Genomic DNA, 24,435 nt, shown 5'->3' on the forward strand with positions numbered 1-24,435 from the left:
AAGGCTGGGTTACATGGCTGCGCGAACTTGCCCCATGCCAGCAAGGCTTCTCAAGCTGGCTGAGCCACAGTGGTAATCAGGTAAATTTATGCCTTTTGGTTAGTATTGTTTTACTTGGCAGATATTAATGGATTTAGATGGCTGAATAAGCTAAAGCTTTCTAAGCGAAATAGTATGCGAGCTACAGGATATATGCGGCAATAAAATGAGGTTGTTTTTTACGGATGGTTATAGGGTGCTAAGTAAAGCTCGCCATAAAAAATCATTAACTTCCATCTTGTTCTGTTGACTGGTTAGTTCACCTTGTGTTTGGTCAGTTTTTATGAGCTCTTCTCCCATGCCATCTTCTAATGGCTGCCAGTCAAAAGCATTTTTGATCTCGAGATCTATATTGCATGATGGGGGTGATAACTGGGAAGTTTTAATGCTTTCTTTGAGTTGTGAGAGTGTGGCAGGTGTTATCTTTTCCAATTGTTCGTCAAGGTAACTATTGTTTAATATCGAAAAGTGATAGATTTTATCCCCAATCTTTTTTTCGAATAAACACATTCTTATCTTATAGATTATATTGAGAAACAGATTAAGCTCTTCTCTTTTTGGTGTGCTTTGTAGTGGCTGTATGGCTTGCTGCATAGCTATTATGGCTTCTTCATGTTGTTCTACAATTTTTTTATGTAATCGCTCTTCTGTTGTCATGGTTTCATATTTTGGTGTTGTGTTAAGGTGTATAAGCCTTGAAGATATTGCACCATTCATGGCAACTAAAATCTTGCCTACATTCCAGTCGTCTGGGTTAGCCCAGAGGGATGTCACTAACCCACATGCCAAGAGTTTTTGATGATCATTATCTTGGGTAGATGAAGAAAACAGTGCGGCCAGTTCTGCTTGGATATCTATGGCTCTATGAGGGAGCCATAACTTGGGAATTAGCTGAGTCATCAATATCATAGTTTGTTTGTTTTGTATGAGGTAGTTGTAAAATCTTTCCCTAAATCTCACTTCTACCTTTGAAAGCATTTTTTGCATTATTTTCGGCCTTTGTTCTAAAGTTTGCTGGAGCGTTTCAATGATTAAGGCCGCAAGCTCATTGTATCGGTGTTCCTCTGCCAACTGCATGTCATTTAAAAGATTGTGTCGGATAACTCCTCGTATGAATGAAAAATCATTTCTTTGGATGGCTTGTTCAAGATCGGCTTTCTGCTCTTCACGGTTTTTTCTTGATAGTGCGTGAGTTTTCCTTATCGTTCTTGATAAGTCTTGCCTTGCCAGTTCATTAATTAAGGCTTTTATGCAGCGACTTTGGCGTATCTTTCTGTATAGCTGTGTACCTTTAAACCTTTCTTTTAGCTTATCCATGAGAGTATATCGGGGTGGTCTTATGGATACCATTCTTCCCCATATCGGCTGTGGTACCAAATCGGCATGCGGATAATCATTCTGATCAGTCAATGGGTTATTTGAACGGTATAAAGCCGACGGAGATGCCAACGACTGATAGCTTGCCATGGTAGCTTTCCAAGTGGGTTACATTTAATAATTGGACATTATTGGATTTGGAAAGTTCTATGGTGTTATGAAATTGTCTTTTTTAGGGCGCTAGTGCCTGGATTATGGTATGGAAGGGGGCAATCGCCTGATAGCGTGGCTTATCAGGCGATTCTATATGCCAGATTGGCTGTTTTTTATTTAAACTTTACATACCAGTCGATAGGTGAGCTGCTCTGTGGCATAACGGTTGCGCCGCTATCCGCACCAAAGTAAGTACAGATGCCATTTAATGTAATCTTTTCGCCATCTTGAACATAAGCGCTGGTGATGCCTTGTGCATCAGCCATCGGGAGCACAAGATAAGCCGCGCAAAGGACTTCAATGCCAATTTGTGCACCTCCAGCAGGGATTTGGTTACTTGGAATTGTGTAGGACTGACCTACCGGTAATGACATTTTCTGGCAGGTATCGCTATCGAAATCATTAATACACACTCTTTCAATCACATAGGCCCCTTTATTGGCGATTGTGATATCAGCAAATGCATTGCTGGCCAGTGCCAGTATTGATAATGCCGTCAGGAAAATAAGCTTGGTAGCTGTTGAGACTGTTTTCATCATGTAAACTCCATTAGATCGATAAGAACGGTTGTTACAACACATTTGTTAATGTCGCATTTGTTAAGACGAAAGTTGTATTCAAAAGTTCAGTACTTGTTTATTTGGTAGTGGCGTGTTTTTTTAAAATGGCGCTTCTGTTTTTGTTTCTAACAATTTTTGTTCTTTCTGCTTTCCAAAAAATCCTGTTTTCGTGGAATAGAGGTCTTTTTAAATTCGACCGCTTTTTCCTATATTTATTGTTAATAGCATTGCGATTGATGAACACTGTCATGGAGAGGCCTATCGCAACTTGACGTCTACGAGGGTAAATGTTTGGTGGTTAGCGAAAAGTGATAGCCTTAAGGCTATTGATAATTGTTATCATTTGCATACAATGCGCCAATACAATTCAGAAACAGATCCAGTGGAGTGAACCATGGCTGACAGACAGAAGGCGGCTTCTCAGGCCCGCGCACTGCTTCTCAACGAATACCAGGGGGTACTGGCGACCCAGTCCGTATCCATGCCGGGCTACCCGTTCGGTTCGGTGGCGCCTTACTGCCTGGACTCAGACGGACAGCTCGTGATCCTGATCAGCCGTATTGCACAACATACGCGCAACATCAGTCAGGATTCCAAGGTATCCCTGACCATCGTCCAGAGTCAGGTGGATGATATCCAGACCGGTGGTCGCCTGACCTGGGTTGGCGATGCCGTGAAAATTGAAGATCCGGTTGCGGCTGAGCGCTACTACAGCTATTTCCCGCAGTCCCGTAGTTATCACGAGACTCACGACTTTGAGTTTTATCGTATCAAGCTGGTTCGGGCACGCTTTATCGGCGGTTTTGGTGAGATTTACTGGGTTAACCCCGAAGAACTGCTGCTGACCAACCCCTTTGCTGGTGAGGTTGAGCAGGGCATGGTGCAGCATATGAACGATGACCACCAGGCTGCCATTATCCAGTATTGCCTCAGTGCCGGTGAAGTCCTGCCGGAAGGTGTGACACCAAAGATGGCAGGTGTCGACAGCGAAGGTTTCCACGTTCTGATTGGTGAGCGGATCATCCGTATTCCCTTTGATGTGCCGGTTACCACGGCGGGTGATGTCCGAAAAGCACTGGTCGCCATGGCCAAGGCGGCCTGATTTCCTTCCTTTATAAAGTCTGCGGGAACTGTAAAGTTCCCGTATCGCTTTGTGTCCTCGCTTGAAAATCCCCTGTTTATCTCCATATAAAAGGCAAGTCTAAAGGAGACCGTCATGCGCTTTGCCTTTTTATTGCTGGTGCTATTCCCTATTACCGAATTAATGGTGCTGATCAAGGTGGGTAGCTTGATTGGTATCCTGCCGACGGTGGCGCTGGTGTTATGTACGGCATCATTGGGCATCTACCTGTTGCGTCAGCAAGGCCTCAATACCCTGTTTCGGGCCCGTGAGCGGATGGCCAGTGGTCAGGTGCCCGCGCGGGAAATGCTGGAAGGCATCATCATAGCGGCCTGTGGTGCTCTGCTGCTGGCACCCGGTTTTATCACGGACATTATTGCCTTGACCGGACTCTTTCCCCTGACACGGCATAAAATTGTAGACCGCATGCTGGCCAGCCAACGCTGGCAGGCGGGTGCTTATACCCAGACTGGCTTTTATCAGGCAGGTACTGACGCTCCATTTGAGTCCGATAACAGCAGGCGCAGGCCGGAAATTATTGAAGGCGAATACCGCCGTGAAGAGTAAAACTGACACTTTGTCAGCCTGTCTGACCGTTTTTGAATTTTTTTTGCAGGGCAGGGTTGAAAAGCGAAAATTCAGCCCCTATTCATAGTGTCAGCCGAAGCGGGCTCGGTATTAGTGCGGTACTGTCAGTTCGCTTGCCGCCGGGTCGGATGCGCCAGTGAGTGTTCTCAAACGCATCGTTTCCGGGTCGGCGGGGACGTTAAGTCCCAACCTTAACCCTTAAGGTCATGCTGTGACGTCCTGTGGCGTAAACAGCTGCTGGTAATGTTTTTTAGGCATACTTGCTAAACAGTTGGAGAGAGAGTCGATGAAACTTCGTCCGTTACGTGATCAGGTGCTTGTTCGTCGTTTCGAGAGCGAAACCACATCTGCCGGCGGCATCGTATTGCCTGGCAAGGGTGAAAAAACCAACCGTGGCGAAATCGTTGCAGTTGGCCCTGGCCTGCCGCTGGAAAACGGTGAAGTCCGCCCGATGGCTGTCAGCGTAGGTGACAAGATCCTGTTCGGTGGTTACCACAGTGATTCCAACACCGTGAAGATTGACGGCGTTGAGCACATCCTGATGTCCGAGAGCGACATCCTGGCCGTTGTCGAAGGTGAATAAGCGCTCGTCGCTTCCCATCGATTTCAGCTGTTTTAACCCAGTTTTATCGCTGGCCGCGTAACGCGGGCAGCCCGATTAAAGGAATACGATTATGGCAGCAAAACAAGTCAAGTTCGGTGATGACGCACGCAAGCTGATGCTGGAAGGCGTTAACATCCTGGCGGACGCCGTCAAGGCAACCCTGGGTCCCAAGGGCCGTAACGTCCTGCTGGAGAAGTCCTTCGGTGCACCGACCATCACCAAAGATGGTGTTTCCGTCGCCAAGGAAATCGAACTGAAAGACAAGTATCAGAACATGGGCGCCCAGCTGGTCAAGGAAGTGGCTTCCAAGGCTAACGACCAAGCGGGTGACGGTACCACTACCGCTACCGTTCTGGCGCAGTCCATCGTTAACGAAGGTCTGAAGTACGTTGCCGCTGGCATGAACCCGATGGATCTGAAGCGTGGTATCGACAAGGCCGTTGTTGCCGTTGTTGAACAGCTGCACGCGATGTCCATTCCCTGCGAAGACAGCAAAGCGATTGCCCAGGTAGGTACCATCTCCGCCAACTCCGACGAAACTGTCGGCAAGATCATCGCTGAAGCGATGGAAAAAGTTGGCAAGGAAGGCGTTATCACCGTTGAAGAAGGCAGCGGTCTGGACAACGAGCTGGACGTTGTAGAAGGTATGCAGTTCGACCGTGGCTACCTGTCTCCTTACTTCATTAACAAGCAGGACAACATGTCTGCAGAACTGGAGAGCCCCTTCATTCTGCTGTTCGACAAGAAAGTTTCCAACATCCGTGACCTGTTGCCGATCCTGGAAGCCGTTGCCAAAGCTGGTAAGCCGCTGATGATCCTGGCAGAAGACGTTGAAGGCGAAGCGCTGGCAACTCTGGTTGTTAACAACATGCGTGGCATCGTCAAGGTTGCTGCTGTTAAGGCACCTGGTTTCGGTGACCGTCGTAAGGCCATGCTGCAGGACATCGCTACTCTGACCGGTGGTGTTGTGATCTCTGAAGAAGTGGGCCTGAGCCTGGAAGGCGCTTCCCTGGAAGACCTGGGTTCCGCCAAGCGTGTTGTTATCACCAAGGACAACACCACTATTGTCGACGGTGCGGGTAACCAGGCTGACATCGCTGCCCGTGTAGAGCAGATTCGTGCCGAAATCGAGAACTCCACGTCCGATTACGACCGTGAGAAGCTGCAGGAGCGTGTTGCCAAGCTGGCTGGCGGTGTTGCCGTTGTCAAGGTTGGTGCAGCCACTGAAGTTGAAATGAAAGAGAAGAAGGCGCGCGTTGAAGACGCTCTGCACGCAACCCGTGCGGCCGTTGAAGAAGGCGTGGTACCTGGTGGTGGCGTAGCCCTGATCCGTGCCCTGTCTGCTATCAACGTCAAGGGTGACAACGAAGAGCAAAACGCCGGTATCGCTCTGGCCCTGCGTGCACTGGAAGGACCTATCCGCCAGATCGCTACCAACTCCGGTGACGAAGCGTCTGTTGTCGTTGACAAGGTACGTGCAGGCGAAGGTAACTTCGGTTACAACGCGTCTACCAGCGAGTATGGCGACATGATGGAAATGGGTATCCTGGATCCTGCCAAGGTCACCCGTTCTGCGCTGCAGGCGGCTGCTTCTATCGCAGGCCTGATGATCACCACTGCAGCCATGGTTGCAGAACTGCCCGAAGAGAAGCCTGCTGCAATGCCTGATATGGGCGGCATGGGTGGAATGGGTGGCATGGGCGGCATGATGTAATCATCCCCCTGCAGTTCACTGCTAAAAAAACCGCACCTTAAGGTGCGGTTTTTTTATGGGTGGATTCCGTTCAGGCGACCGCCTCATAGGCCATCTGCCAGAAGGCTTTTTCATGACGGCACATTATAAGGAATTCGGCTTCAGTTTCTGACTGGGTCTCTTCGGTCGCACTCGTAAGCGCCTCATCTGCAATCTGCTCCAGCTGATGCACGTAATCTTTGAAGGTATCGCTGGCGCAATAGGAAAACAGTTGATCGTAAGGCGATGCCATCGGTTCCCGACAGGCGACACTGTAAGTGCTTTCGATGCCCCAAAGAATGGTTGCCAATACCGGATACGGGCGGTGGCTGAGGGCAATCAAAAAACGACAGTATTCTTCGCCGGCGGGTAACAGTGCATTGTGGAGGCTCAGATTCCGTTCTTTTGCCGTCGTATGAAACCAGCATAATTCTGCTTTGATGCCAGTCAGGCCGCTTAGGAGGATATCAAAGTGGTTGGGAGGTGCGGCCTGTAATGTCGCGGCAAAAAAACGGGTGAACTCAATGCCAAACAGGTAATCCTGTTCCAGCCAGCGGTTGAACTGTGCAGGTTGCAGGTTGCCGCTTCGGCAGTCCAGCAGGAAAGGATGGTTGGTGGCGCTGTGCCACGCCTGCTTGTGTGTGACGGTCAGCTGCTGACAGTTCATGGTAATGACTCTGTCTGAATAATGGGAAAGCGATAACGGTATAAACCGGTCCAGGCTAAAAAGCCCGAACCGGTTGGCTGTCTAGAAAGATAGGGTATGTTTTCAGAAGTTGCCTGAGGAATCCCCTGAAATAGACGCTGCGGTCTGTGCATTTTTTATTGGACAGTGTCGTTCAGTGGTATTGCTGAACAGGGTATACAGCACAGGGACAACGATCAGCGTCAACAGAGTAGACGTTATCAGGCCACCAATAATGCACCAGCCCATGGGGGACCACATATTGGAACCTTCCAGGGTCAGAGGCAGTAGTCCGCCAATTGTCGTCAGTGTCGTTAACAGTATCGGCACCAGCCTGACGCGGGCCGACTCCTGCATGGCATCATGAATACTCAACCCTTGTTCGTGATGCTGATTGGCGGAATCCACCAGAATGATCGAGTTATTCACAACAATCCCCACCAGGGAGGTGAGCCCGACAAACGCGGTAAATGAGAAGCTGTAGCCTGTCAGCCACAAGGCGACAATCGCGCCGGTGACTGCAAACGGAATCGCTGTGAAGATAATCAGTGGCTGGCTGAAGGATTGGAATTGAAGCACCAGAACGGCAAATATTCCCAGCAAAGCAACCAGCAACACCTGGTTCATGCCACCAAATGAATCTTTCCGGTTTTCCTGTTCACCACCCACCTGATAACTGACACCTTTTGGCCAATCATAGCGATCCAGCTGTTCGATGATCTCGTTGGTGATGTCTTCGGTCAGGTAACCGGGCATGATATCGGCGGTAATACGCGCCATTCGCTCCAGGTTGTGGTGCTGAAGTCGTGCCAGTGTCGTTTGTAGGGTCAGGCTGGCTAACTGGTTCAAAGGGATCAGTGCGCCGTTGGCTGATTCCACCATGATCTGGTTGAACGTATCGACTTTGGGACGTTCACCGGCTGCACGAACCAGAATGGTGTGGTCATCGCCGTTACTGTCCCTGAACTGACCGACGGGCTGTCCGACCAGACTGGCTCTGACGGCCTGATCAATGCTGGAAATCGGCACGCCCAGCATGGCGGCTTTTTCCCGATTAATCTGGACCTGCAGATCAATACGCGGTTTGTCGAGTGGATTATCGACATTCACCGTACCCGGAGTGGCAACAAAGATGGATTCCACATGGGCAGCTGCCAGGCTCACCTGTTCCAGGTTGTCACCCACCACCCGGATGGAAACCGGTGCTTCATAGGGCGGCCCCTGCATGAATTCCTTGATCGTGATTTTTGCCCCGGTGATGGCGTTAAACTTCTGTCGGATATCTTCAATAAAAGGCTCGACGACCTGCAGTCGTCCGGTATCCAGTTGTACCAGGATCTGGGCGAAGTTAGGCACCTGTCGTTTTGGGAAAATGTTATAGAAAATACGGGGATTGCCCTTGCCGACATTGGTGGCCAGGTTTGTCACGATGTCATAGTCCCGCAATATTGACTCAACGTTGAGTGCCATCTCCCAGGTGGTATCAAAGCTGGCATTTTCCGGCATATCAATATTGACCAGAAGCATGGGCTTTTCAGCCTTGGGAAACATGCTGACGCCGACCAGAGGCACCAGTGCCAGTGATCCCACGAGCAGGGCGACAGACAGCAGCAACACACGCCATGGGTGTTTCAGGGAATGTTCCAGCAATTGGCTGTAGGGACCATTGGCGAGTACCTGAATCTTGCGCAACAGCCAAGGCGTCTTCTGATCTCCTTTGCCAAGCACCTTACTGGCCAGCAAAGGCGTCAGGGTCAGGGCAATCACCAGGGAGGCTAGCAGCGTCAGAATGACGGTTACCGGCATGGAGCGGAGGAAGGTGCCGGCGCCGGTCTGCAGGAGCAGAATCGGAAAAAACGACAGAATCGTTGTCAGTGTGCCGCTAACGACCGCCCAGCCAACTTGACTGGCGCCGTTCATTGCCGCATTGGCGCTGTCATGACCGCTGCGACGGACACGGCCGACATTTTCGGTGACTACGATGGCGTTATCGACCAGCAGGCCAAGCGCAACCACCAGGCCAACAATCGACATCTGTTGTAAACCAAATCCACTGAGATCCAGCCAGCCTATACCGATCAGTACCGACATCGGTATCGCCAGCACGATGACAAAGGCGGCGCGTCCTCCCAATGCCAGCACTGTCATGACGCCAACCAGTGCCAGCCCCTGGAGCAGGTTGTTGAAAAATCCGTTAATCCGTTCATCGACACTGATGCTTTGGTCGTGTGCCAGCTCAAGGGTGATATCGTCGGGCAGGGTCTGGCTGAATTCTGCCAACGTACTTTTCAGTGCCGCCATGACGGCCATGATATTACTGCCCTTGCGCTGTACCACGGAGACAAACACCGTACGTTGTCCGTTAAACCGGGCATGGTAGGTGGGTAACGCATCGCTCAGGCGGACATCGGCAATGGTTTCCACATAAACGACACTGCCAGGTTTTGACCGAACCGCTGTGCGCCGGATTTGCTGTAAGGTACGGAAGTCACCACTGGTGCGGACGGTAAAGCGTTCTTCGCCAGACAATGCATGCCCGCCAGGCAGGTTGATGCTGGATGACTGAATCGCGTTTGCCAGTTCAGCAATACTGATATTCAAGGCGCGCATTTTGTCGAGATCCGCCGCAATTTCGACCTGTTGCTCCGGGAAGCCATCAATATCGGCACGCTTGATGCCGGCGATGCGCTCAAGGCGTTTTTCCAGTTTCTCTGCCTGGCGCTTGAGGCGGGCATAACCGGCACTATCCGACATCAGGGCAATCTGCAGGATATTGACGTCAGTAGGGGATATTTTCTCGATCGTCAGCTGGTGAATGGCATCGGGCAGGTCATCCCGTATGCGTGATACCGCTGAAACCACATCGTCGTATTTTTCATCCGGGTCTGTACCGTAGAGAAACTCGACCCGTACGACACCCAGGCCATCCTCAATGTCACTTTTGATAACTTTCAGGTCATCCAGTTCATTAATGGCTTCTTCAATGGGATCGACGACCAGTTTCTCCATATCCGCCGGCGCGGTACCGGGGTAGATCACCTTGATCATGGCGGCAGGAAAGTTGAATTGGGGATCTTCTGAACGCGGCATACTGGCCAATGAGACAGCGCCGAGCGCGATCAACAGCAATGTGATCACAAGGGTGAACTGGTGATTCTGTATGGCGAGACGAGGTAACTGCATGGTGATTATTGCCTGTTTGCTACCGGAGCCGATTGAACGGTGTCGTCGGGTTTGAGAAACGACGCCCCCCGGGTAATAACAGGCGTGCCTTCAGGCAGGCTGCTTTGAATAGCCAGAGACTGATTATCAAGCCAGAGAATATCCACACGGTGTTGAATGATGCGGTCAGACGTCGGGTCAGCCACATAAATGATGCCCTGGCCTTTCTCTGCACTGACCAGGGCGTTGGCCGGTAGTCGTGCAATACGCTGGGTGTCAGCAGGTGTGATGGTTATTCGGCCGATGAATCCCTGGTAAAGCCGTTTCGGTGGAGAATCCAGAGAGATCTCCAGGTCAAATGTGCCGGTCCGGCTGTCAGCGGCTGGGGCAATCTCTGTCACGCAGCCGGTAAAGCTGGCGCCCGGATATGCATCAAAATGAATGGTGGCCGGGTCGCCGGTCTGTACCCGCACCACATCACGATCCGATAAACCGGTGCGCATAATCCAGCCTTTGGCCTCATCTGCCAGCAGGAAGGCGGTCTGCTGGGGGCTGATCAATTCGCCCGGTTCTATCAAACGCTCAATAATCCGGCCACGTCCAGGGGCGCGGATATGCGAATAGCGATTGTTGAAGCGGGCAATTCGCAGTCGGGATTCAGCGACATCGACGCTGGTCTGTGCGGCCTGTAGCTGGTCCAGGGAGATGGCCTGCTGCCGGTGCAACCGCTGAAGGCGCTGAAGGTTACGCAAGGCTTCCTGGTACCGCGCCTCAGCTTCAGCCACCTGGGCCTCGACCTCTTCGGTATTCAGACTGGCCAGTAGCTGGTCTTTTTCAACGGTATCACTCTCATCTACCTGAATGCTGGCCACGGGACCTGACGTTTTGAAGGACAGTTTCTGGGTGGCTTTGTAGGTGAGCTGGCCACTCGTCTGTATGGGACGGGTGGTCTCCTGATATTGCAATGGTGTGGTGTCATACGGTGCAGTGTCTGCCCTGACTGGCGATAGGGCCATGAAGGCTGGCACAAGCACAGATACGAGCACCCTTCCACGGGAACGGCCTACGGCTGCTGTTTTCACGTTCGATTCTCTTTGCCCTGAGGACTGTCGTTATTGGTGCGCAGTCATTGCGCTTGTCCATAATGATGAAATGTAGGGGGCTATGTTGTCACTGTCAACAATGTTGACAATAATAACATTGAACAAGAAAATCTTTATTCAGACCATTTGGGTATACTTGAAACGCCACAGAACTGGGGACAGGCAATGACGACGGGCAAACGCACTTATCATCATGGCAACCTGCGCGATGCGTTGCTGGCGTGTGCGTTCCGGCATCTGGAGGCGCACGGGCCGGAAAAGCTCAGTCTGCGGGCACTGGCCCGGGATATTGGTGTGTCCCAGACGGCGCCTTATCGCCACTTTCCTGACAAGGAATGCCTGCTGGCGGCGATGGCGACAGAAGGGTATCTCGCACTGAAAGCTTTTATCTGTGAGGCGAGCCAGGGGATTGATCGTCCTGATGAGGCCTTACTCGTTTGTGGTGAGGCCTATATTCGTTATGCCGTGGCCAATCCTGCTAAGTACAAGCTGATGTTCGGCCCGATGATTCAGCACCCGGAAAACCATCCGGAGTTGCAGGAAGCGGCACAACAAGCCTTCAGGGCACTTTACGCCATCATCGAAAAGGGAATTGAGCAGGGCATTATGGTGGATCAACCGGTCTGGTTGATGGCGAATAACTGCTGGGCGAATGTTCATGGTCACGCCATGTTGTTGATTGATGGTCTTTTGCAGCGAGTGACGCCAGAAACAGAGAGCTTCAATGTTCGGGAGTCTTTGATGATTAATATGCAAGGTCGCTTAATTTGAATGATTTAGCCTTCAGCCTTCATTGATATGGTTAACTCATGGACTTCAAGTGGCTTTCCTTCATGTTGTTGATAAAGTTCAATAAGATCACCTAAACGACAAAAGAAAAGCCCTTTCCTGCCAAGATATGAGACTGTCAGTTCAGTCGGACTGATGACTAACGCTGCATGGATTTGCTCGTCATGAGACAATACGATTGATTTTCCAGTATTGTCTTGGCTTCGAATTAATGGGCATTTTTTAGTTAGGGTGAATCGTTCACATCTTAGGTCTTCTTGGCCAGTTTTTAAATAGATTATAAAATCAAAGCAATTAAATTTATTGGCGTCTAACTTAAGAAAAGTTGTGCCGTTTTTTAGTAGTGTGCTGAAGTTGTAAGATGGTTTTATTGGAAAACTATAGTTTTGATCTGGTTCATGCTTTATTTGTATTTCTGGGCAAAAGCTTAGGGTGCGGATGGCTTCTATAAGTCGTTCATCACGCTCTTCGAATTTTATACGGTGCAAGGGAAACGTCAAATTTCCAATTTTAATGTTAAATGGAAAATAAATGATGTTTTGGTTTTCACCATGCTTGATAGTCCATGAAGTATGACTCAGAATAAAAGTGACGTTGTTGGTAGATATTTCTCTATATAATAATTGCAGCTGTTTTGGAAATGAATGACTACGTTGCAGCTTCATAGCTCCAGAAGTTGATCTGATATTTATAGACGGGGGGGAATGATGTTCTCTTTTTGCTATGACTGTGTATTTATCTGTTTGTTTTTGAGTAGAGGAAGTTGCTGGATCCATGTTATGTCCATTGTTCGATGAAATTGTTATGTTTCGATTGGCATTTTTCAAAATGGTTCATAAATAAAGTGGTACGTAGATAGCATGTAAGATTAGAATTGATAACATTGTTGCTTTAGCTTGTTAGGTGATTATCCCATTGGCAATTCGGGTATAACAATCGCTGTGTTTCCTGCCCATTTCCCGCGCGACAGCTGTAATGGATTAATTCTCCAATGCCATTACTCACAACTGCTGTATGTTGGCTTATTGCTGTGACGCCAGCAGCATCATTAACTGAAACCGTATTCATTAGCTGCTGATCGCTGAGGCGCCAGAATGTAACCGTATTTCCCCTTGGGGCGGTTGTAACAATGGTATCTGCTTCAGGAAGTACACAGACGCTGGCAATGTACTGATTGAGTTGCAGCCAATCGGCATCATCAGCCTGCATTGGTCGGATAGATTCTCCACGACGATGCAGGGCAACCAGTGGCCGGATATCTGCAGAATCGCCCTGGTATTGCATACCAAAGACGACGGTGCCATCCGGGGCGATATCAAGGTGGCGGATGCTGAGCTGGTGGTGCTGGAAACTGTGTTCTTCCAGTAGCTCACCGGTATGGCTATCGATGTAACTTAGCCGTGGCTGCATCGTTGCAAGATTGAGTTTTTGTCTGCCGGTTGCCGGGTGGGTCATGATGCCGCCATTGGCTACAACCAGTGTCCGGTTATCCGGATGCAGATGAATCTCGTGGGGGCCAATGGCATGGGCCGAAAACTCAGCCACTTTGTTGTAGTGGCTGGTTTCATACACACCAATCATGCCGCGGCCATCGTTCAGGGCATTTTCAGCCGCAAACAGTTTTTTACCATCAGCACTGAACGTAGCATGGCCGTAGAAGTGACGATTTGGTTGACTGCCAATACGTTTCAGCAAAGCGCCGTTACGACCATCAATCAGATGCAGATTCTGGCCGGGGCGTCGATCACAGCAAATGATTACCGGCTGTGTCGGATGTATTGCAATACCGTGTCCTCTCGCAGGCAGTGGCACAATGTGTTGCCAGACCTGATCAGGTGAGGCAATACGTGCGGAAAACTGTCCCTGTCGATCGCGTGCGGTGCTGAAAATAAGACGTTCCGGTGGGTTGCTGCTGCAGCCGGATATCCAGGGTAACAGGCCAGTCATCGTACAACCGGTCACCATGTGCTTCAGTACGGTACGGCGAGTGGGCATAACCAGCAGCCTGTCTCTTATCAGTCCCCATCATTGGCATTGAAACTTAGCACAATGCCCAGCGCGTTGGGGACTTCGTTGCCAAAGAGATCCCAGAGGATTTTGAGGTCGTTAGCCAGCGCTTCTACCGCAGCTCTGGAATCCGGGTTGGTCACCGCAAGGGATAACGGTTGCGGGACCAGAGCCAGTGAACGTTCAACCTGATTAAACGCCTGGTGTACCTCTATGGTCAGATCGCTGCCATTGGGGGAGGCTTTGACGAGGTCATCCAGACCAAATCCATCGGCGCCATCATAAAAGCGGCGAGCGCCCCGGATATTGGCGGCAATGTTTTCAAGGGAATTGCGGCTGCGCCATGACTCCGCCAGATAGGGATTGCCTCTCCCGTTTTTTCCCAGGGGCAGGACAACCTTTTTGTAGGCCCGCTCCAGCATGGTATGAAGACCGTTCACCATCAGGGTACTGACCGGATTGGGAATACCCGCTTCCTGTCGTTGATCTGGCAGCGCCATAAACTGCTCATGCCAGCTGCCGTTACCCGGTTTCCAGCTGGATTTGAGCAGGGAGGCATTGTCATGTACATGTTGCGCAATATCGCGCAATAACTGACAACGCTCAGGCTGTTGCCTCAGCTGCTCTGCTGTGTTGATGGATGGCTCAAACAGGAGATATTCCAGGGCTGAAAGCCCTTGTATGACCACACTCGCTTCACTGATGTCAGTTTTGGCATGACTCTGGAGTTGTTGCTCCACTTTCCGCTGAACTAAGTTTTTCTTGTCCGGCCAGAACTGAAATTGCCACAACAGGTTCTCTTCGATAACCGGGCCAAACTGGATCACTTCTGTTTCCAGCCAGGCGCCCATCAGGTTGCGCCAGCGTAGCTGCAGTTCATTGAATGCGGGCTGTGAGGATGTCTGGCAAAAGTGTTCTGCTGAGGATTGAAACTGTTCAGCCTGGAATGCAAGACGATGATACAGCGCCAGGATAACCCGTTTGGAAGAATGCTCCGCCAGTTGGCGCTCTGAGTCATTGTTGTTCGAGCAGCCCCCGAGTGCCAGCAACAGCGATGTAAGTACGACAATGGCAATAGATTTCATACTGCTTTGGACTTATAAGGATTCCAGAAAAGCCAGCAGCGCCCGGCGGTCATGACGGGGCATAGCCACGAAATGTTCCCGGGATTGTTCCGCTTCCCCCCCATGCCACAGGATGGCCTCCGTCAGATTTCGGGCCCGTCCATCGTGCAGGAATTCAGTATGGCCATTGACTGTTTTAGTGAGACCGATACCCCAGAGTGGCGGTGTTCGCCATTCCTGCCCTGTCGCAAGGAACTCAGGGCGATTATCCGCCAGTTCTTCGCCCATGTCATGGAGTAAAAGGTCGGTATAGGGCCAGATGGTCTGGCCGGACTGTTCTGGCTGGCCGGTCAGTTGTGCCGTCGTTGTCTGGGGGATATGACACGCAGCGCACTGAACTTCGTTGAAAAGCTGTTTACCTCGGAGCACGTCCGGTGCATCAACATTCCGGCGTGCAGGTACGCCAAGATTGCGGGAGTAAAAGGTGACAAAGTTCAGGATTTCCTCAGAGAGTTCAGGGTCGCCACCGTTAATGCTGTTCAGGCAATCTTGTTGACTTTCGCTACAGTGATCTTTCCGAAATAAGCCTGAGGTAATGCCGAGATCGCCATTGAAAGCGGCAGCATTTTGCTGTCGTAAGTTTGGCTGGCCGGCTTTCCAGCCAAAACGTCCGATGGTTGTCGTTTGTTTTTCGGTATCCCAGACCTGGTTGAGTCGTCCGGAAATCCCGTCATTGTTATGGTCATTGGGGTCTGCATAGGCTTGAAGCGTACGTTCAGGAATGGCTTCCAAAAGCCCCAGGCCAATCATGGGTGGTGCGACCCTTGGGGAGAACATGATATCCGGATGGAATTCACCATAACCCTTGTCCTCAATAGTAAACGACGGTTTGCGCAGTTCTGCGGTGTCGCCATCGGCAAAGGTCACTGTCTGGTAGCTGTAAGTTACCCGGATTTTTCCCTCTGGTGCGACGCCTAGAAGTGCAAAATCCTGCAATTGTCCGCCATAAACGGGATCAGGAACGGAACCGTCCGTTTTTAGCTGTGCCTTATGTGCGGCAGTAATAGCAGGAATACTCAGGCGTATCAGCATGGATACGGCTGTGTCGTCAGGTCCTGAAGGTGCGTGCCCACGGCCATCTTTAATATGGCAATTCTGGCAGCCATTGGTGTTGAACAAGGGGCCGAGTCCATCTCGGGCATCGGTGCTGGCCGGCGCCATAACCCAGGGGTTACGAAAGAAACTGTTGCCGACGCTGAAGTCCAAGCGACGGGAGACCGCCATATTGGCAGAAGGCAGGGAAAACGCATTACGGGTCTGGTTGAATACCGTTGCTTTACCGCCACTAAGGTGTTCATTGGGTTCCGGGGCGGAATAATCGGCGTTGTCGGTTGCCATCGCAATGGCAAAACCTGTTGCCGCCAAAACAGTACCCACTCCGGTAGCAGCCAACAGGGTTTTAGCGTGGCGCTTTTTAGAAACAGACATCAGTGTTTACCGTTCATATGTTATCCGCACAGCGTCCCTGCCTGTGCGTCAGGAATATTGTTATCAGAACGTATGGTCGGCCGTATCAGGACTCAGGTTGTTGATACCGGCCAGTGCAGCAAGTTGCTCGATAGCGGCCGTTTCTTCAACCAGTGCGCTGATAGCCTGCTCAACAATTGCGTTGCCTTCCTTGTTGTTCGCCGCAATCAGCTGGTCAAACGCCTGTCCCTGTTCAGCCGCATTGACCATGGCTTGCAGCGCGGCCTGGGTACGGACAAATTTGCTGCTGATGGCGCTTGCCTGTTCCGGGTTCTCAGCGGCGGCGAGGTCGGCCAGGCTGGGGCCGCTGATCTGTGTACCATCAACTCGTGTATAGCTGCCGCTATAGACGTTGTTAATACCCAGTGCGTTATAGAAGTGTGAGTTGTGGGTATTGTCACTGAAGCAATCGTGCTCATCTTCGGTGGAGTTGGCTTCCAGGGCGACTTTCATCCGTTCACCGGCCAGTTCCCCCAATGCCAGGCTACCCATACCGAACAACATTTTACGCAGGCCCTGTTCGGCAGGTTCGCTCAGTAAGGTTTGACGGTAGTTATCGTCTTGTCCTGAGCGCCATTGCGCTTCCATGGTTTCAAGGTCAATGACGAGCAGTTCAGCTGCTGCTGTCAGGTATTGGGCGCGTCGTTCGCAATGGCCGTTGGTGCAGTCATCGCCTGTCGCGTAATCACTGGCAGGACGATTACCGGCGCCGGGCTCTGTTCCGTTCAGGTCTTGTCCCCAAAGCAGGAATTCAATGGCGTGGTAGCCGGTTGTGACATTGGCTTCACTGCCTCCCAGCTCATTCAGGTTGGCCAATAGTGAGGGTGCAAGATGACTGGTATCAATCATGTCATTGCCAACCTGGATCTCAAGGTTTGCAATGATGTTGGCCGCAGCACCAGCGTTGCCCAGTTCTGCCTGATAAGCACTGTTGTCGACATAATCGATCAGACCCTCATCCAGCGGCCAGGCGTTGAGCTGGCCTTCCCAGTCATCCACGACGGCATTGCCGAAGCGGAAGACTTCACTTTGCTGATAGGGTACCCGGGCGGCGATCCAGGCTGCTTTGGCAGCGTCCAGATTGGCTTCCGTTGGGCTCTTAATCAGTGTGCTGATGGACGTATGTAGCGCTCTGGCGGTGAGCAGGGCATCTTCAAACGTAGCGTGGGCAACATTGGCATACTGCTCGACAATGGCCTCGTGTGAAATGCTGGGGTTTATCTGGCTGCTTTGTGACGTTGAGATGTCCTGTGCATCATTTTGTCCGCAACCTGCCAGTACGGCAGAGATTGCCAGAATCGGTAAGACCTTTTTCATTCTTGTCATGGAGTGTTCCAACCCGTGTCATTCTAATTCGATGGTTGTGTATCAGGATTTCCGTGCTTATTTTTGGTCTAAATTATATTGATAATTATTATCATTATAATTGCCTTGTTGGAGTGTACTGGTTTTTGGAGGGATTTGAGAGCGGGGTGGCCAGCGCCTGGGCCTGCTGTTTTTCGCCGCGATCACAGGACTTTCCCTGTCCTGCATCGCTACCGCGACATCCTGTCGCTGCTGCAAACAGCAGGCCCAGGCGCTGGCTGAAACAATTCAGTGGCGGCTGGTTTTTGGCTTACTGATTTTGGTTGTCAGGCAGCAGGGCATGCATTGATGGCTGGCATTGTGCATCAGCAACTGCACCTTTCTGGAAACCTTCGTAAGCAATAGCCCGGACGTTTTGTCCCGGGTTTTCGTTCGCCAAAGTCTTTGCCATGTGATCAGCCAGCAGTTCCACAGTGGTATCGGTGTCAATCAGATAGCACCGACTGGCCAGCAGGGAAATTTCAAAATAGCCCTGTTGGGCGGTGTAGCCGAATCGGTGATATTCACGGTCCTGAACGGTGAATGTGGTGAGCAGATCTTCCCGGGTGGCGAGGTAAATGTCCTGCCAGCGCTTCGCCCAATCTTGCTCATGGGACTCGCTGCGCTGATTATTCAGCAGGATCTGAATGGCAGAGCGGTGGCCGTGGGCAATACGCTGACAATCCCCTTGATGCTTTTTCAGGCCATGGCTGTAGTGGTACCAGGCACCGTCAATGGTTTCAGGGTAAAGGCGCAGTTCGACACCGCTGACATTCTCCGGAAGGTCTGCCATAACCTGTTGTTCCAGCAGGGGTTGCAGTGCTACGGGGGTGATCTGAGAAAGTGGCAGCAGAGTGATCGCCTGCTCTGGTGCACGGCACTGGATGTAGCCCAGTTCGTGGGTGTGAAGGGTGACGTCGATACGACCATCTTCCTGGCAATACTCAATCGCCGCACACGCTGCGGGAACCAGCAGGGTGTGATCCATTGAGTGATCAATGGATTGCTTAATCTGCTTTTTGACATGGCTGAAGTCAAAGACCATGCCTTCATCATTCAGATCGCCGTTGAGAATAACATCGACAATCAGGCTCTCGCCGACCAGCCCGCGTTCGGGGCACAGGTAGGAGAAGTCGATGGTGGTCATCTGGTTAACGAACAGGGCGCTCATGGTGTGTCGGTACTCGCTGCTGACTCCCTTTTTTGCGACAAGGGAAGAAAAAGGCCGCTATTGTAGGCGACCTCGTCATGATGAGCGAGTGTAATTCCAATCGTAATATTTAGCGTTTCTATTGGAGCTTTTGTCTTTGAACCAGTTCATGTTTAGCGAAGACTGCTGGATTGATTGAGGCGCCAGTCGTGGTCGATGTAATGGATTTTCAGCGTGTCACTGGCTTCCTGAATACCATAACGGACTTCAGGCTTTGAATGGATCTTGCCGATCAGGGCCAGCATCTGCTTTTTGGAGCCGAAATCGTCACGATACCAGTGAAACTTCTGGGGTAGATTAAGCGTCACGGTATCGGGTTCAAAGAAAACATTGTTGGCAAGGTATAACCGGGTAATGGCATCCAGTTCGGCATCAATGGTATCAGGATGAAAGACCCTGAGGTCTGGGCAGGAACGTGTCCCGCAAAAGAGGGCTGCATGAATCCGTGGGTCGATGTCGGGCAGGCAGTGTTTCCGTCCCGGATGATCCTTGCTGAGAGGGAGCAGGAGAGAAGCATGCTTGGAATGGTTATTGCGCAGAATGCCGTGCTCAATATCATCCAGGGAATAGACCCCTTCAGCCAGCTGGTAACCGTTTTTGGTAAAAAAGGTTTTGCAGCTATTGATGCTATCGCCAATGTGATTGTGAATGATGTCGTGTATTGCCAGGCCGTTGTAGAGGTTCAGCCAGAAAGCCAGACGGGTGTCATGGTCCGTTAACTGTTTAGGGTGGAAGGCTGTCAGCCCTTCCACGGTTTGGAGGTAGCGTGCAAATTCATGAGAATGCTCGCAGGCCAGGTAGTCAAATTCATGCTGTACGTCATTATAAAACCGCTGGTAAAGATCACCGAGCCTGGCAGCGAGTTCATTAGGCAGAGCTGATACGTTGATTTTTTTGAGGTTTACGTAACGGTCATTGAGTATATGCATAGTCGAATCCTGACGTGCTTACAGCTCGGATTGCTGCCATTGGTATCGGGTTGAGTTCAGACTCCAGTCAAAATCACGAAAATCGAATTTAATGTTCTCTCCTGCTTTTGCCAGCGCCTGCCTTACATCGCAGGACGGATGCTTTTCCCTCACGAAAGCGATTAACTCACGGTCTGTCCCGAAGTCTTTCCGGTACCAGTAAAAGGTTTTAGGCAGCGTCAGCAGTTGTTTTCCGGCATGGAAAGAGACATAGGCTAACAGGTAGTCTGAGACGGTATTATCCAGTACCTTCGACAGGTGTTCAGGGTCGTAAATGCGTAAGAGAGGACAGGAAATCGTGGCGCAGAACAAGGCGGCATGAATTCTTGCATCTAATTCTGGCAATGCATGCTGATAACCCGGGTGCTTCTTTTTCAAGGGACGCCAGAAGGCCGCGAATTTTGGGCTGTTGCTGCGCAGGATGCCGTGTTCAATATCATCCAGACTGTAATGGTGGTCTTTGAGTTTATAACAGTTATAGGTATAGAAACCGTTGTGATGCCTGACGCTGCCGCAGACCTCGTGGTGGATGACGCTGTGTATTACCAGGCCATTGTACAGGTTGAGCCAGAAGGCGACTTTCTCATCCGTATCGGCCAGTGATGCGGGTTCAAAGTCCTGAAGTGCATTCACAACCTGAAGATAGTGCTCGTAGGATTTTGAGTGGGCGCAGGCCTGGTAGTCAAATTCGTGTGTTTCAGGCGTGTAATGGTATTGGGCAATGGCTGCCAGTGCCCTCGCCAGTGCAGAAGGCAAGTGAGCTTCCTTCAGGCTGTCACCCTTGAGGTATCCGCTATTGAGTATTTCCATATACGCATCGTCAGGTCAGCGGTTTGTCTATCAATTTAATTATATCCAACTACAGCGGGTAGAAGGCATTCCAGAGGCTTTTGTCCGTGTTGTTCATAGGGAGAAGATATAATAGGCTGCCTGGTTATTGGGTTTTGACGTATCTTGCTGCTGGCGATACCGGAATGGGTATAGCGGGCGGGGTGAGTATTGCGATTTTTATCGATAAGAGGTGGCCGTTTTGCAAGCAAGTTCCAATGAGAATTCCATCGGTCTGAGTCAGGATGACCTGACCTTTGATGCAAAACACATCTGGCATCCTTACAACTCGGTCACACGCCGACTGCCGATATTTCCGGTGGCGTCAGCCTCTGGGGTGCGGCTGACATTGACGGATGGCCGGGAGCTGGTGGATGGCATGTCATCCTGGTGGTCAACGATTCATGGTTATAACCATCCTGAATTAAATGCTGCCATTGCACGGCAAACGCAGAATATGGCGCACGTCATGTTCGGAGGGCTGACCCATCAGCCGGCGATTGAGCTGGCTAAAAAACTGGTCGCCATGACGCCCGAGGGACTGTCGACTGTCTTTTTTGCGGATTCCGGTTCGGTCTCTGTAGAGGTTGCCATCAAAATGGCGATCCAGTACTGGCGGTCCTTGGGGAATACCCGCAAGAAACGCCTGTTGACGGTACGAAATGGTTATCATGGCGATACCCTGGGGGCGATGGCAGTATGTGATCCGGTGAACGGTATGCACAGCCTGTTTCGCGGTATGTTGCTTGAACATGTGTTTGTTGAAGCGCCGCAGTGCCGGTATGGCGATACCTGGGAAGAACGCTATCTGGATGAGTTTACTGACGCGATTCGTGGAAACCATGAAGACCTTGTGGCGGTGATCCTTGAACCGGTGGTACAGGGTGCGGGTGGTATGCGCTTCTATTCTCCGGAATACCTGCGTCGTGTGAAAGAACTCTGCAGGGAGTTTGGTGTATTGCTGATACTGGATGAAATTGCCACGGGCTTTGGGCGAACGGGAACGCTCTTTGCCTGCGAACAGGCCGGCGTGACACCAGACATTATGTGCCTTGGCAAGGCCCTGACCGGCGGCTACATGACACTGGCGGCAACGCTCTGTACGGATGAGGTCAGCCATACCATTTCGGATAATGGGGTATTCATGCATGGCCCGACCTTCATGGCGAATCCCCTGGCCTGTAGTGTCGCAGGTGCCAGCCTGGATATTCTGAATCGTGGGGAATGGCAATCTCAGGTCAAGGGCATTGAAGTGGCGTTAAAGGAAGAACTCCAACAATTGGCCGAGTTATCCACTGTCGCGGATGTCCGTGTACTCGGCGCGATTGGTGTTGTTGAAATGAAAGAACCGGTGGATATGCAAACGGTTCAACCGATGTTTGTGGAAGAAGGCATCTGGGTCAGACCGTTTGGCAAGCTGGTTTATGTCATGCCGCCGTACATCATGAGTCGTGAAGATCTCGCCCTGTTAGGGCAAGGTATGCGAAACGTTGTCAGGCGGCTCTGATACAAAAGATCGCCTTGCCTGTGCTCAAGGCTGTTCAGGGAAGGTGATGGTCACATTCAGTCCGGGATGATTGTCCGTCAGTTCGATCTCGGCACCATGCAGTCTGGCAACCGCTTGGGCCAGTGACAGGCCCAGTCCATAGCCTGGTAAGGTTCGACTGCTGTCGATGCGATAAAGGCGCCGGAAGACTTTCTGTTTTTCTTCGTCAGGGATGCCGGAACCCTGATCGGCAATACTCCAGCCATGGTGATTGATTGTTATATCGATGTTACTGTTTTCCGGCGAATACTTGATCGCATTATCCAGCAGGTTGTAACACATACGGAAAAGAAGACTTCGGTCGCCGTCTATCTGTAAAGCATTGTTATGATGTAAGGCAATGGTCTGCTGCTTTTCTTCAGCCTGTGGTTCTGCGAGTTCAATAACATCCTGCCAGAGCTCTCGCATGGAGAGCGTTTCAAAATGTCGATGACTGGTGCCCTGTTCCAGTTTGGAGAGTTCCAGTATTGCCTGGAACGTAGCCAGTATTTGATCCAGTTCAGACAGTGTGATCTCAAGCTCATCACCCAGTGGGCTGTCTTCAGGCTGCTCGGTCAACAGGTTTTCCAGGCGCAGGCGCAACCGGGCCAGTGGCGTGCGAAGGTCATGGGCTATACTGTCTGTGACAGTGCGAATCGAGTGCATTGTGTCGTCGATGCGGTTGAGCATATGGTTGACCCGGTCCGACAGGTAATCCAGCTCATCACCTTGAATATTCACGGGGAGTCGTGCCGATAATTTCCCGTCTTCAATCTCCTGTGTAATCCGGTTGATACTGTCAATACGACGGAACAGGCGGCGGGAGAGGATAAAGCCGAAAATACCTGTCAGCAGGATTGCGCCAATCATTGCCAGGGCAACCGCCTGCTTGGCCCGGGCAGCGACACGGTCCAGTTCACTGCTGTCGATGGCCAGGACCACCGGGCCGTATCGGGTATCTATTCGGCTGCCAATCACTTCACGCAGCCGTGAGTGGTCAATGAGCGAAGGGCTGAAAATAATGAATCGGCTGGCCAGTGGCCATGGCTGAACACTTTGAGGCAGGGCATTCAGGTTACCCACCATACCGTCAGGTGAGTCCCAGGCAATCATGACGCGGCGGAACAATCGCATTCTGTCGTATACGGCACGCCGGAAGTCCGAGAGTGATATATCCTCACTCAGCTCCCGGAACTGGGCAAGCTCCCGCACAATGGTCTGTTCCTGCTGACGTTGCAGAGCACGGATCGCCTGCCACCAGGTGGCGCCTGCCAGCAGGCTGATAATGACCAGTACCAGCACGGTATACATGGCGGTGTAACGCCAGACAGAGGAGCGCCAGGCAATGCGGTTCATTGATCATTCCTTGTTTCAGGAAGCCTTCAGTGTGTAGCCGACGCCCCGTACAGTGTGCAGGAGGCGAGATTCGTGTTCCGCTTCCAGTTTGCGCCGAAGGCGGGCGATATGAACGTCAATCACATTCGTACCGGGATCAAAGTGGTAATGCCAGACCTCCTCAAACAACAGGGTACGGGTGACGACCTGACCGGCATGTTCCATCAGGTAGCGGAGCAACAGAAACTCCCGTGGTTGCAGGTCGATGGTTCGACCATTGCGATGGACGTCACGGGTAATCAGATTGAGTTCGAGGTCGTCGACTGACAGTGTCGACGTCATCTCTGGCTCACGCTGTCCACGGGCCATTAACAGATCCGCCCGGGCCAGCAGCTCGGCAAAGGCGAAGGGTTTGGTCATATAGTCATCCCCGCCCTGACGCAGTCCGCGTACCCGTTCGTCCACATCCCCGATAGCGCTCAGAATCAATACTGGCGTCGTAATACCCGAGGCGCGCAAGGATGCCAGTACTTTCATGCCATCAAGGCCAGGCAGCATCCGATCCAGGGTGATCAGGTCGTAACGTTTCTCCAGCCCGAGCAGTAGACCCTGCTGGCCGTCTTCTGCGGTATCGACACTGTGTCCCTGTTCAGTGAATCCCTTGACGATGTAGTTACGTGTGGTGGTGTCGTCTTCGATCACCAGAATTTTCATG

General features: G+C 51.3%; 21 protein-coding genes. 6 read left to right on the forward strand and 15 right to left on the reverse strand.

The features are described from left to right. Positions 1-228 precede the first annotated feature (228 nt). Together ABD892_RS21440 and ABD892_RS21445 are read right to left on the reverse strand one after the other, a co-directional pair. Positions 229-1,506 carry a hypothetical protein gene (locus ABD892_RS21440; RefSeq protein ID WP_345198196.1) on the reverse strand — a complete coding sequence of 426 codons (1,278 nt, stop codon included), beginning with the start codon at positions 1,504-1,506 and terminating at the stop codon, positions 229-231. A gap of 176 nt (positions 1,507-1,682) precedes the next feature. Continuing rightward, positions 1,683-2,108 carry a hypothetical protein gene (locus ABD892_RS21445; RefSeq protein ID WP_345198197.1) on the reverse strand — a complete coding sequence of 142 codons (426 nt, stop codon included), beginning with the start codon at positions 2,106-2,108 and terminating at the stop codon, positions 1,683-1,685. A 415-nt stretch (positions 2,109-2,523) separates the two neighbouring features. Between ABD892_RS21445 and ABD892_RS21450 the strand changes: the two genes are divergently transcribed. The 4 genes from ABD892_RS21450 (at position 2,524) to groL (ending at position 6,155) form a co-directional block, all read left to right on the forward strand. Beyond that, positions 2,524-3,231 carry a HugZ family pyridoxamine 5'-phosphate oxidase gene (locus ABD892_RS21450; RefSeq protein WP_345198198.1) on the forward strand — a complete coding sequence of 236 codons (708 nt, stop codon included), beginning with the start codon at positions 2,524-2,526 and terminating at the stop codon, positions 3,229-3,231. Between the two features lie 114 nt (positions 3,232-3,345). Then, on the forward strand, positions 3,346-3,816 hold the full coding sequence (locus ABD892_RS21455) for an FxsA family protein (protein WP_345198200.1): 471 nt from the start codon (positions 3,346-3,348) through the stop codon (positions 3,814-3,816). Positions 3,817-4,123: 307 nt separating this feature from the next. Then, a complete protein-coding gene (locus ABD892_RS21460; RefSeq protein WP_345198201.1) occupies positions 4,124-4,420 on the forward strand; it encodes a co-chaperone GroES in 297 nt (98 codons plus the stop codon). A gap of 91 nt (positions 4,421-4,511) precedes the next feature. After that, positions 4,512-6,155, forward strand: coding sequence for a chaperonin GroEL (gene groL, locus ABD892_RS21465; protein ID WP_345198202.1), 1,644 nt, complete (start codon positions 4,512-4,514; stop codon positions 6,153-6,155). Positions 6,156-6,225: 70 nt separating this feature from the next. Here the strand turns inward: groL and ABD892_RS21470 are convergent, their stop codons facing one another. From ABD892_RS21470 to ABD892_RS21480, 3 genes are all read right to left on the reverse strand, one after another. Then, the gene (locus ABD892_RS21470) at positions 6,226-6,840 is read right to left on the reverse strand and encodes a TenA family protein (protein WP_345198203.1); all 615 of its coding nucleotides are present in this window, start codon (positions 6,838-6,840) and stop codon (positions 6,226-6,228) included. Positions 6,841-6,942: 102 nt separating this feature from the next. Next, positions 6,943-10,041 carry an efflux RND transporter permease subunit gene (locus ABD892_RS21475; RefSeq protein ID WP_345198205.1) on the reverse strand — a complete coding sequence of 1,033 codons (3,099 nt, stop codon included), beginning with the start codon at positions 10,039-10,041 and terminating at the stop codon, positions 6,943-6,945. A gap of 5 nt (positions 10,042-10,046) precedes the next feature. Continuing rightward, entirely contained in the window at positions 10,047-11,102 is a 1,056-nt protein-coding gene (locus tag ABD892_RS21480) for an efflux RND transporter periplasmic adaptor subunit (RefSeq protein ID WP_345198206.1), read from the reverse strand. Between the two features lie 186 nt (positions 11,103-11,288). Here ABD892_RS21480 and ABD892_RS21485 point away from each other — a divergent pair, with 186 nt between their 5' ends. Further along, entirely contained in the window at positions 11,289-11,894 is a 606-nt protein-coding gene (locus ABD892_RS21485; protein ID WP_345198207.1) for a TetR/AcrR family transcriptional regulator, read from the forward strand. 5 nt (positions 11,895-11,899) lie between these two features. Here the strand turns inward: ABD892_RS21485 and ABD892_RS21490 are convergent, their stop codons facing one another. The 8 genes from ABD892_RS21490 to ABD892_RS21525 all read right to left on the reverse strand — a co-directional run bounded on the left by ABD892_RS21490 (position 11,900) and on the right by ABD892_RS21525 (position 20,842). Beyond that, positions 11,900-12,688: a hypothetical protein gene (locus ABD892_RS21490; protein ID WP_345198208.1), complete on the reverse strand. Its 789-nt coding sequence runs from the start codon at positions 12,686-12,688 to the stop codon at positions 11,900-11,902. A gap of 115 nt (positions 12,689-12,803) precedes the next feature. After that, positions 12,804-13,907 (reverse strand): DUF1513 domain-containing protein, encoded by a 1,104-nt coding sequence (locus ABD892_RS21495; protein WP_345198209.1) that lies wholly within the window; start codon positions 13,905-13,907, stop codon positions 12,804-12,806. 20 nt (positions 13,908-13,927) lie between these two features. Next, positions 13,928-15,004: an imelysin family protein gene (locus ABD892_RS21500; RefSeq protein WP_345198210.1), complete on the reverse strand. Its 1,077-nt coding sequence runs from the start codon at positions 15,002-15,004 to the stop codon at positions 13,928-13,930. A 12-nt stretch (positions 15,005-15,016) separates the two neighbouring features. Continuing rightward, positions 15,017-16,471 carry a di-heme oxidoreductase family protein gene (locus ABD892_RS21505; protein ID WP_345198212.1) on the reverse strand — a complete coding sequence of 485 codons (1,455 nt, stop codon included), beginning with the start codon at positions 16,469-16,471 and terminating at the stop codon, positions 15,017-15,019. Between the two features lie 63 nt (positions 16,472-16,534). Then, a complete protein-coding gene (locus ABD892_RS21510; protein WP_425559330.1) occupies positions 16,535-17,827 on the reverse strand; it encodes an imelysin family protein in 1,293 nt (430 codons plus the stop codon). Between the two features lie 298 nt (positions 17,828-18,125). Continuing rightward, entirely contained in the window at positions 18,126-19,025 is a 900-nt protein-coding gene (locus tag ABD892_RS21515; RefSeq protein ID WP_345198215.1) for a 6-carboxytetrahydropterin synthase, read from the reverse strand. 152 nt (positions 19,026-19,177) lie between these two features. Next, complete coding sequence (locus tag ABD892_RS21520; protein ID WP_345198216.1) at positions 19,178-19,993, reverse strand: DUF547 domain-containing protein; 816 nt, start codon at positions 19,991-19,993, stop codon at positions 19,178-19,180. A gap of 18 nt (positions 19,994-20,011) precedes the next feature. Continuing rightward, positions 20,012-20,842 carry a DUF547 domain-containing protein gene (locus ABD892_RS21525; RefSeq protein WP_345198218.1) on the reverse strand — a complete coding sequence of 277 codons (831 nt, stop codon included), beginning with the start codon at positions 20,840-20,842 and terminating at the stop codon, positions 20,012-20,014. A 220-nt stretch (positions 20,843-21,062) separates the two neighbouring features. Here ABD892_RS21525 and bioA point away from each other — a divergent pair, with 220 nt between their 5' ends. After that, positions 21,063-22,367, forward strand: coding sequence for an adenosylmethionine--8-amino-7-oxononanoate transaminase (gene bioA, locus ABD892_RS21530; protein ID WP_345198219.1), 1,305 nt, complete (start codon positions 21,063-21,065; stop codon positions 22,365-22,367). A gap of 24 nt (positions 22,368-22,391) precedes the next feature. Here the strand turns inward: bioA and ABD892_RS21535 are convergent, their stop codons facing one another. Both ABD892_RS21535 and ABD892_RS21540 read right to left on the reverse strand, forming a co-directional pair. Beyond that, the gene (locus ABD892_RS21535) at positions 22,392-23,741 is read right to left on the reverse strand and encodes a sensor histidine kinase (RefSeq protein ID WP_345198221.1); all 1,350 of its coding nucleotides are present in this window, start codon (positions 23,739-23,741) and stop codon (positions 22,392-22,394) included. A gap of 15 nt (positions 23,742-23,756) precedes the next feature. Further along, positions 23,757-24,434 (reverse strand): response regulator transcription factor, encoded by a 678-nt coding sequence (locus tag ABD892_RS21540; protein WP_345198223.1) that lies wholly within the window; start codon positions 24,432-24,434, stop codon positions 23,757-23,759. Between the last annotated feature and the right edge of the window lies 1 nt (position 24,435).

Origin of the sequence: Kistimonas scapharcae (assembly GCF_039540975.1) — a bacterium.
Lineage (GTDB): Bacteria > Pseudomonadota > Gammaproteobacteria > Pseudomonadales > Endozoicomonadaceae > Kistimonas > Kistimonas scapharcae.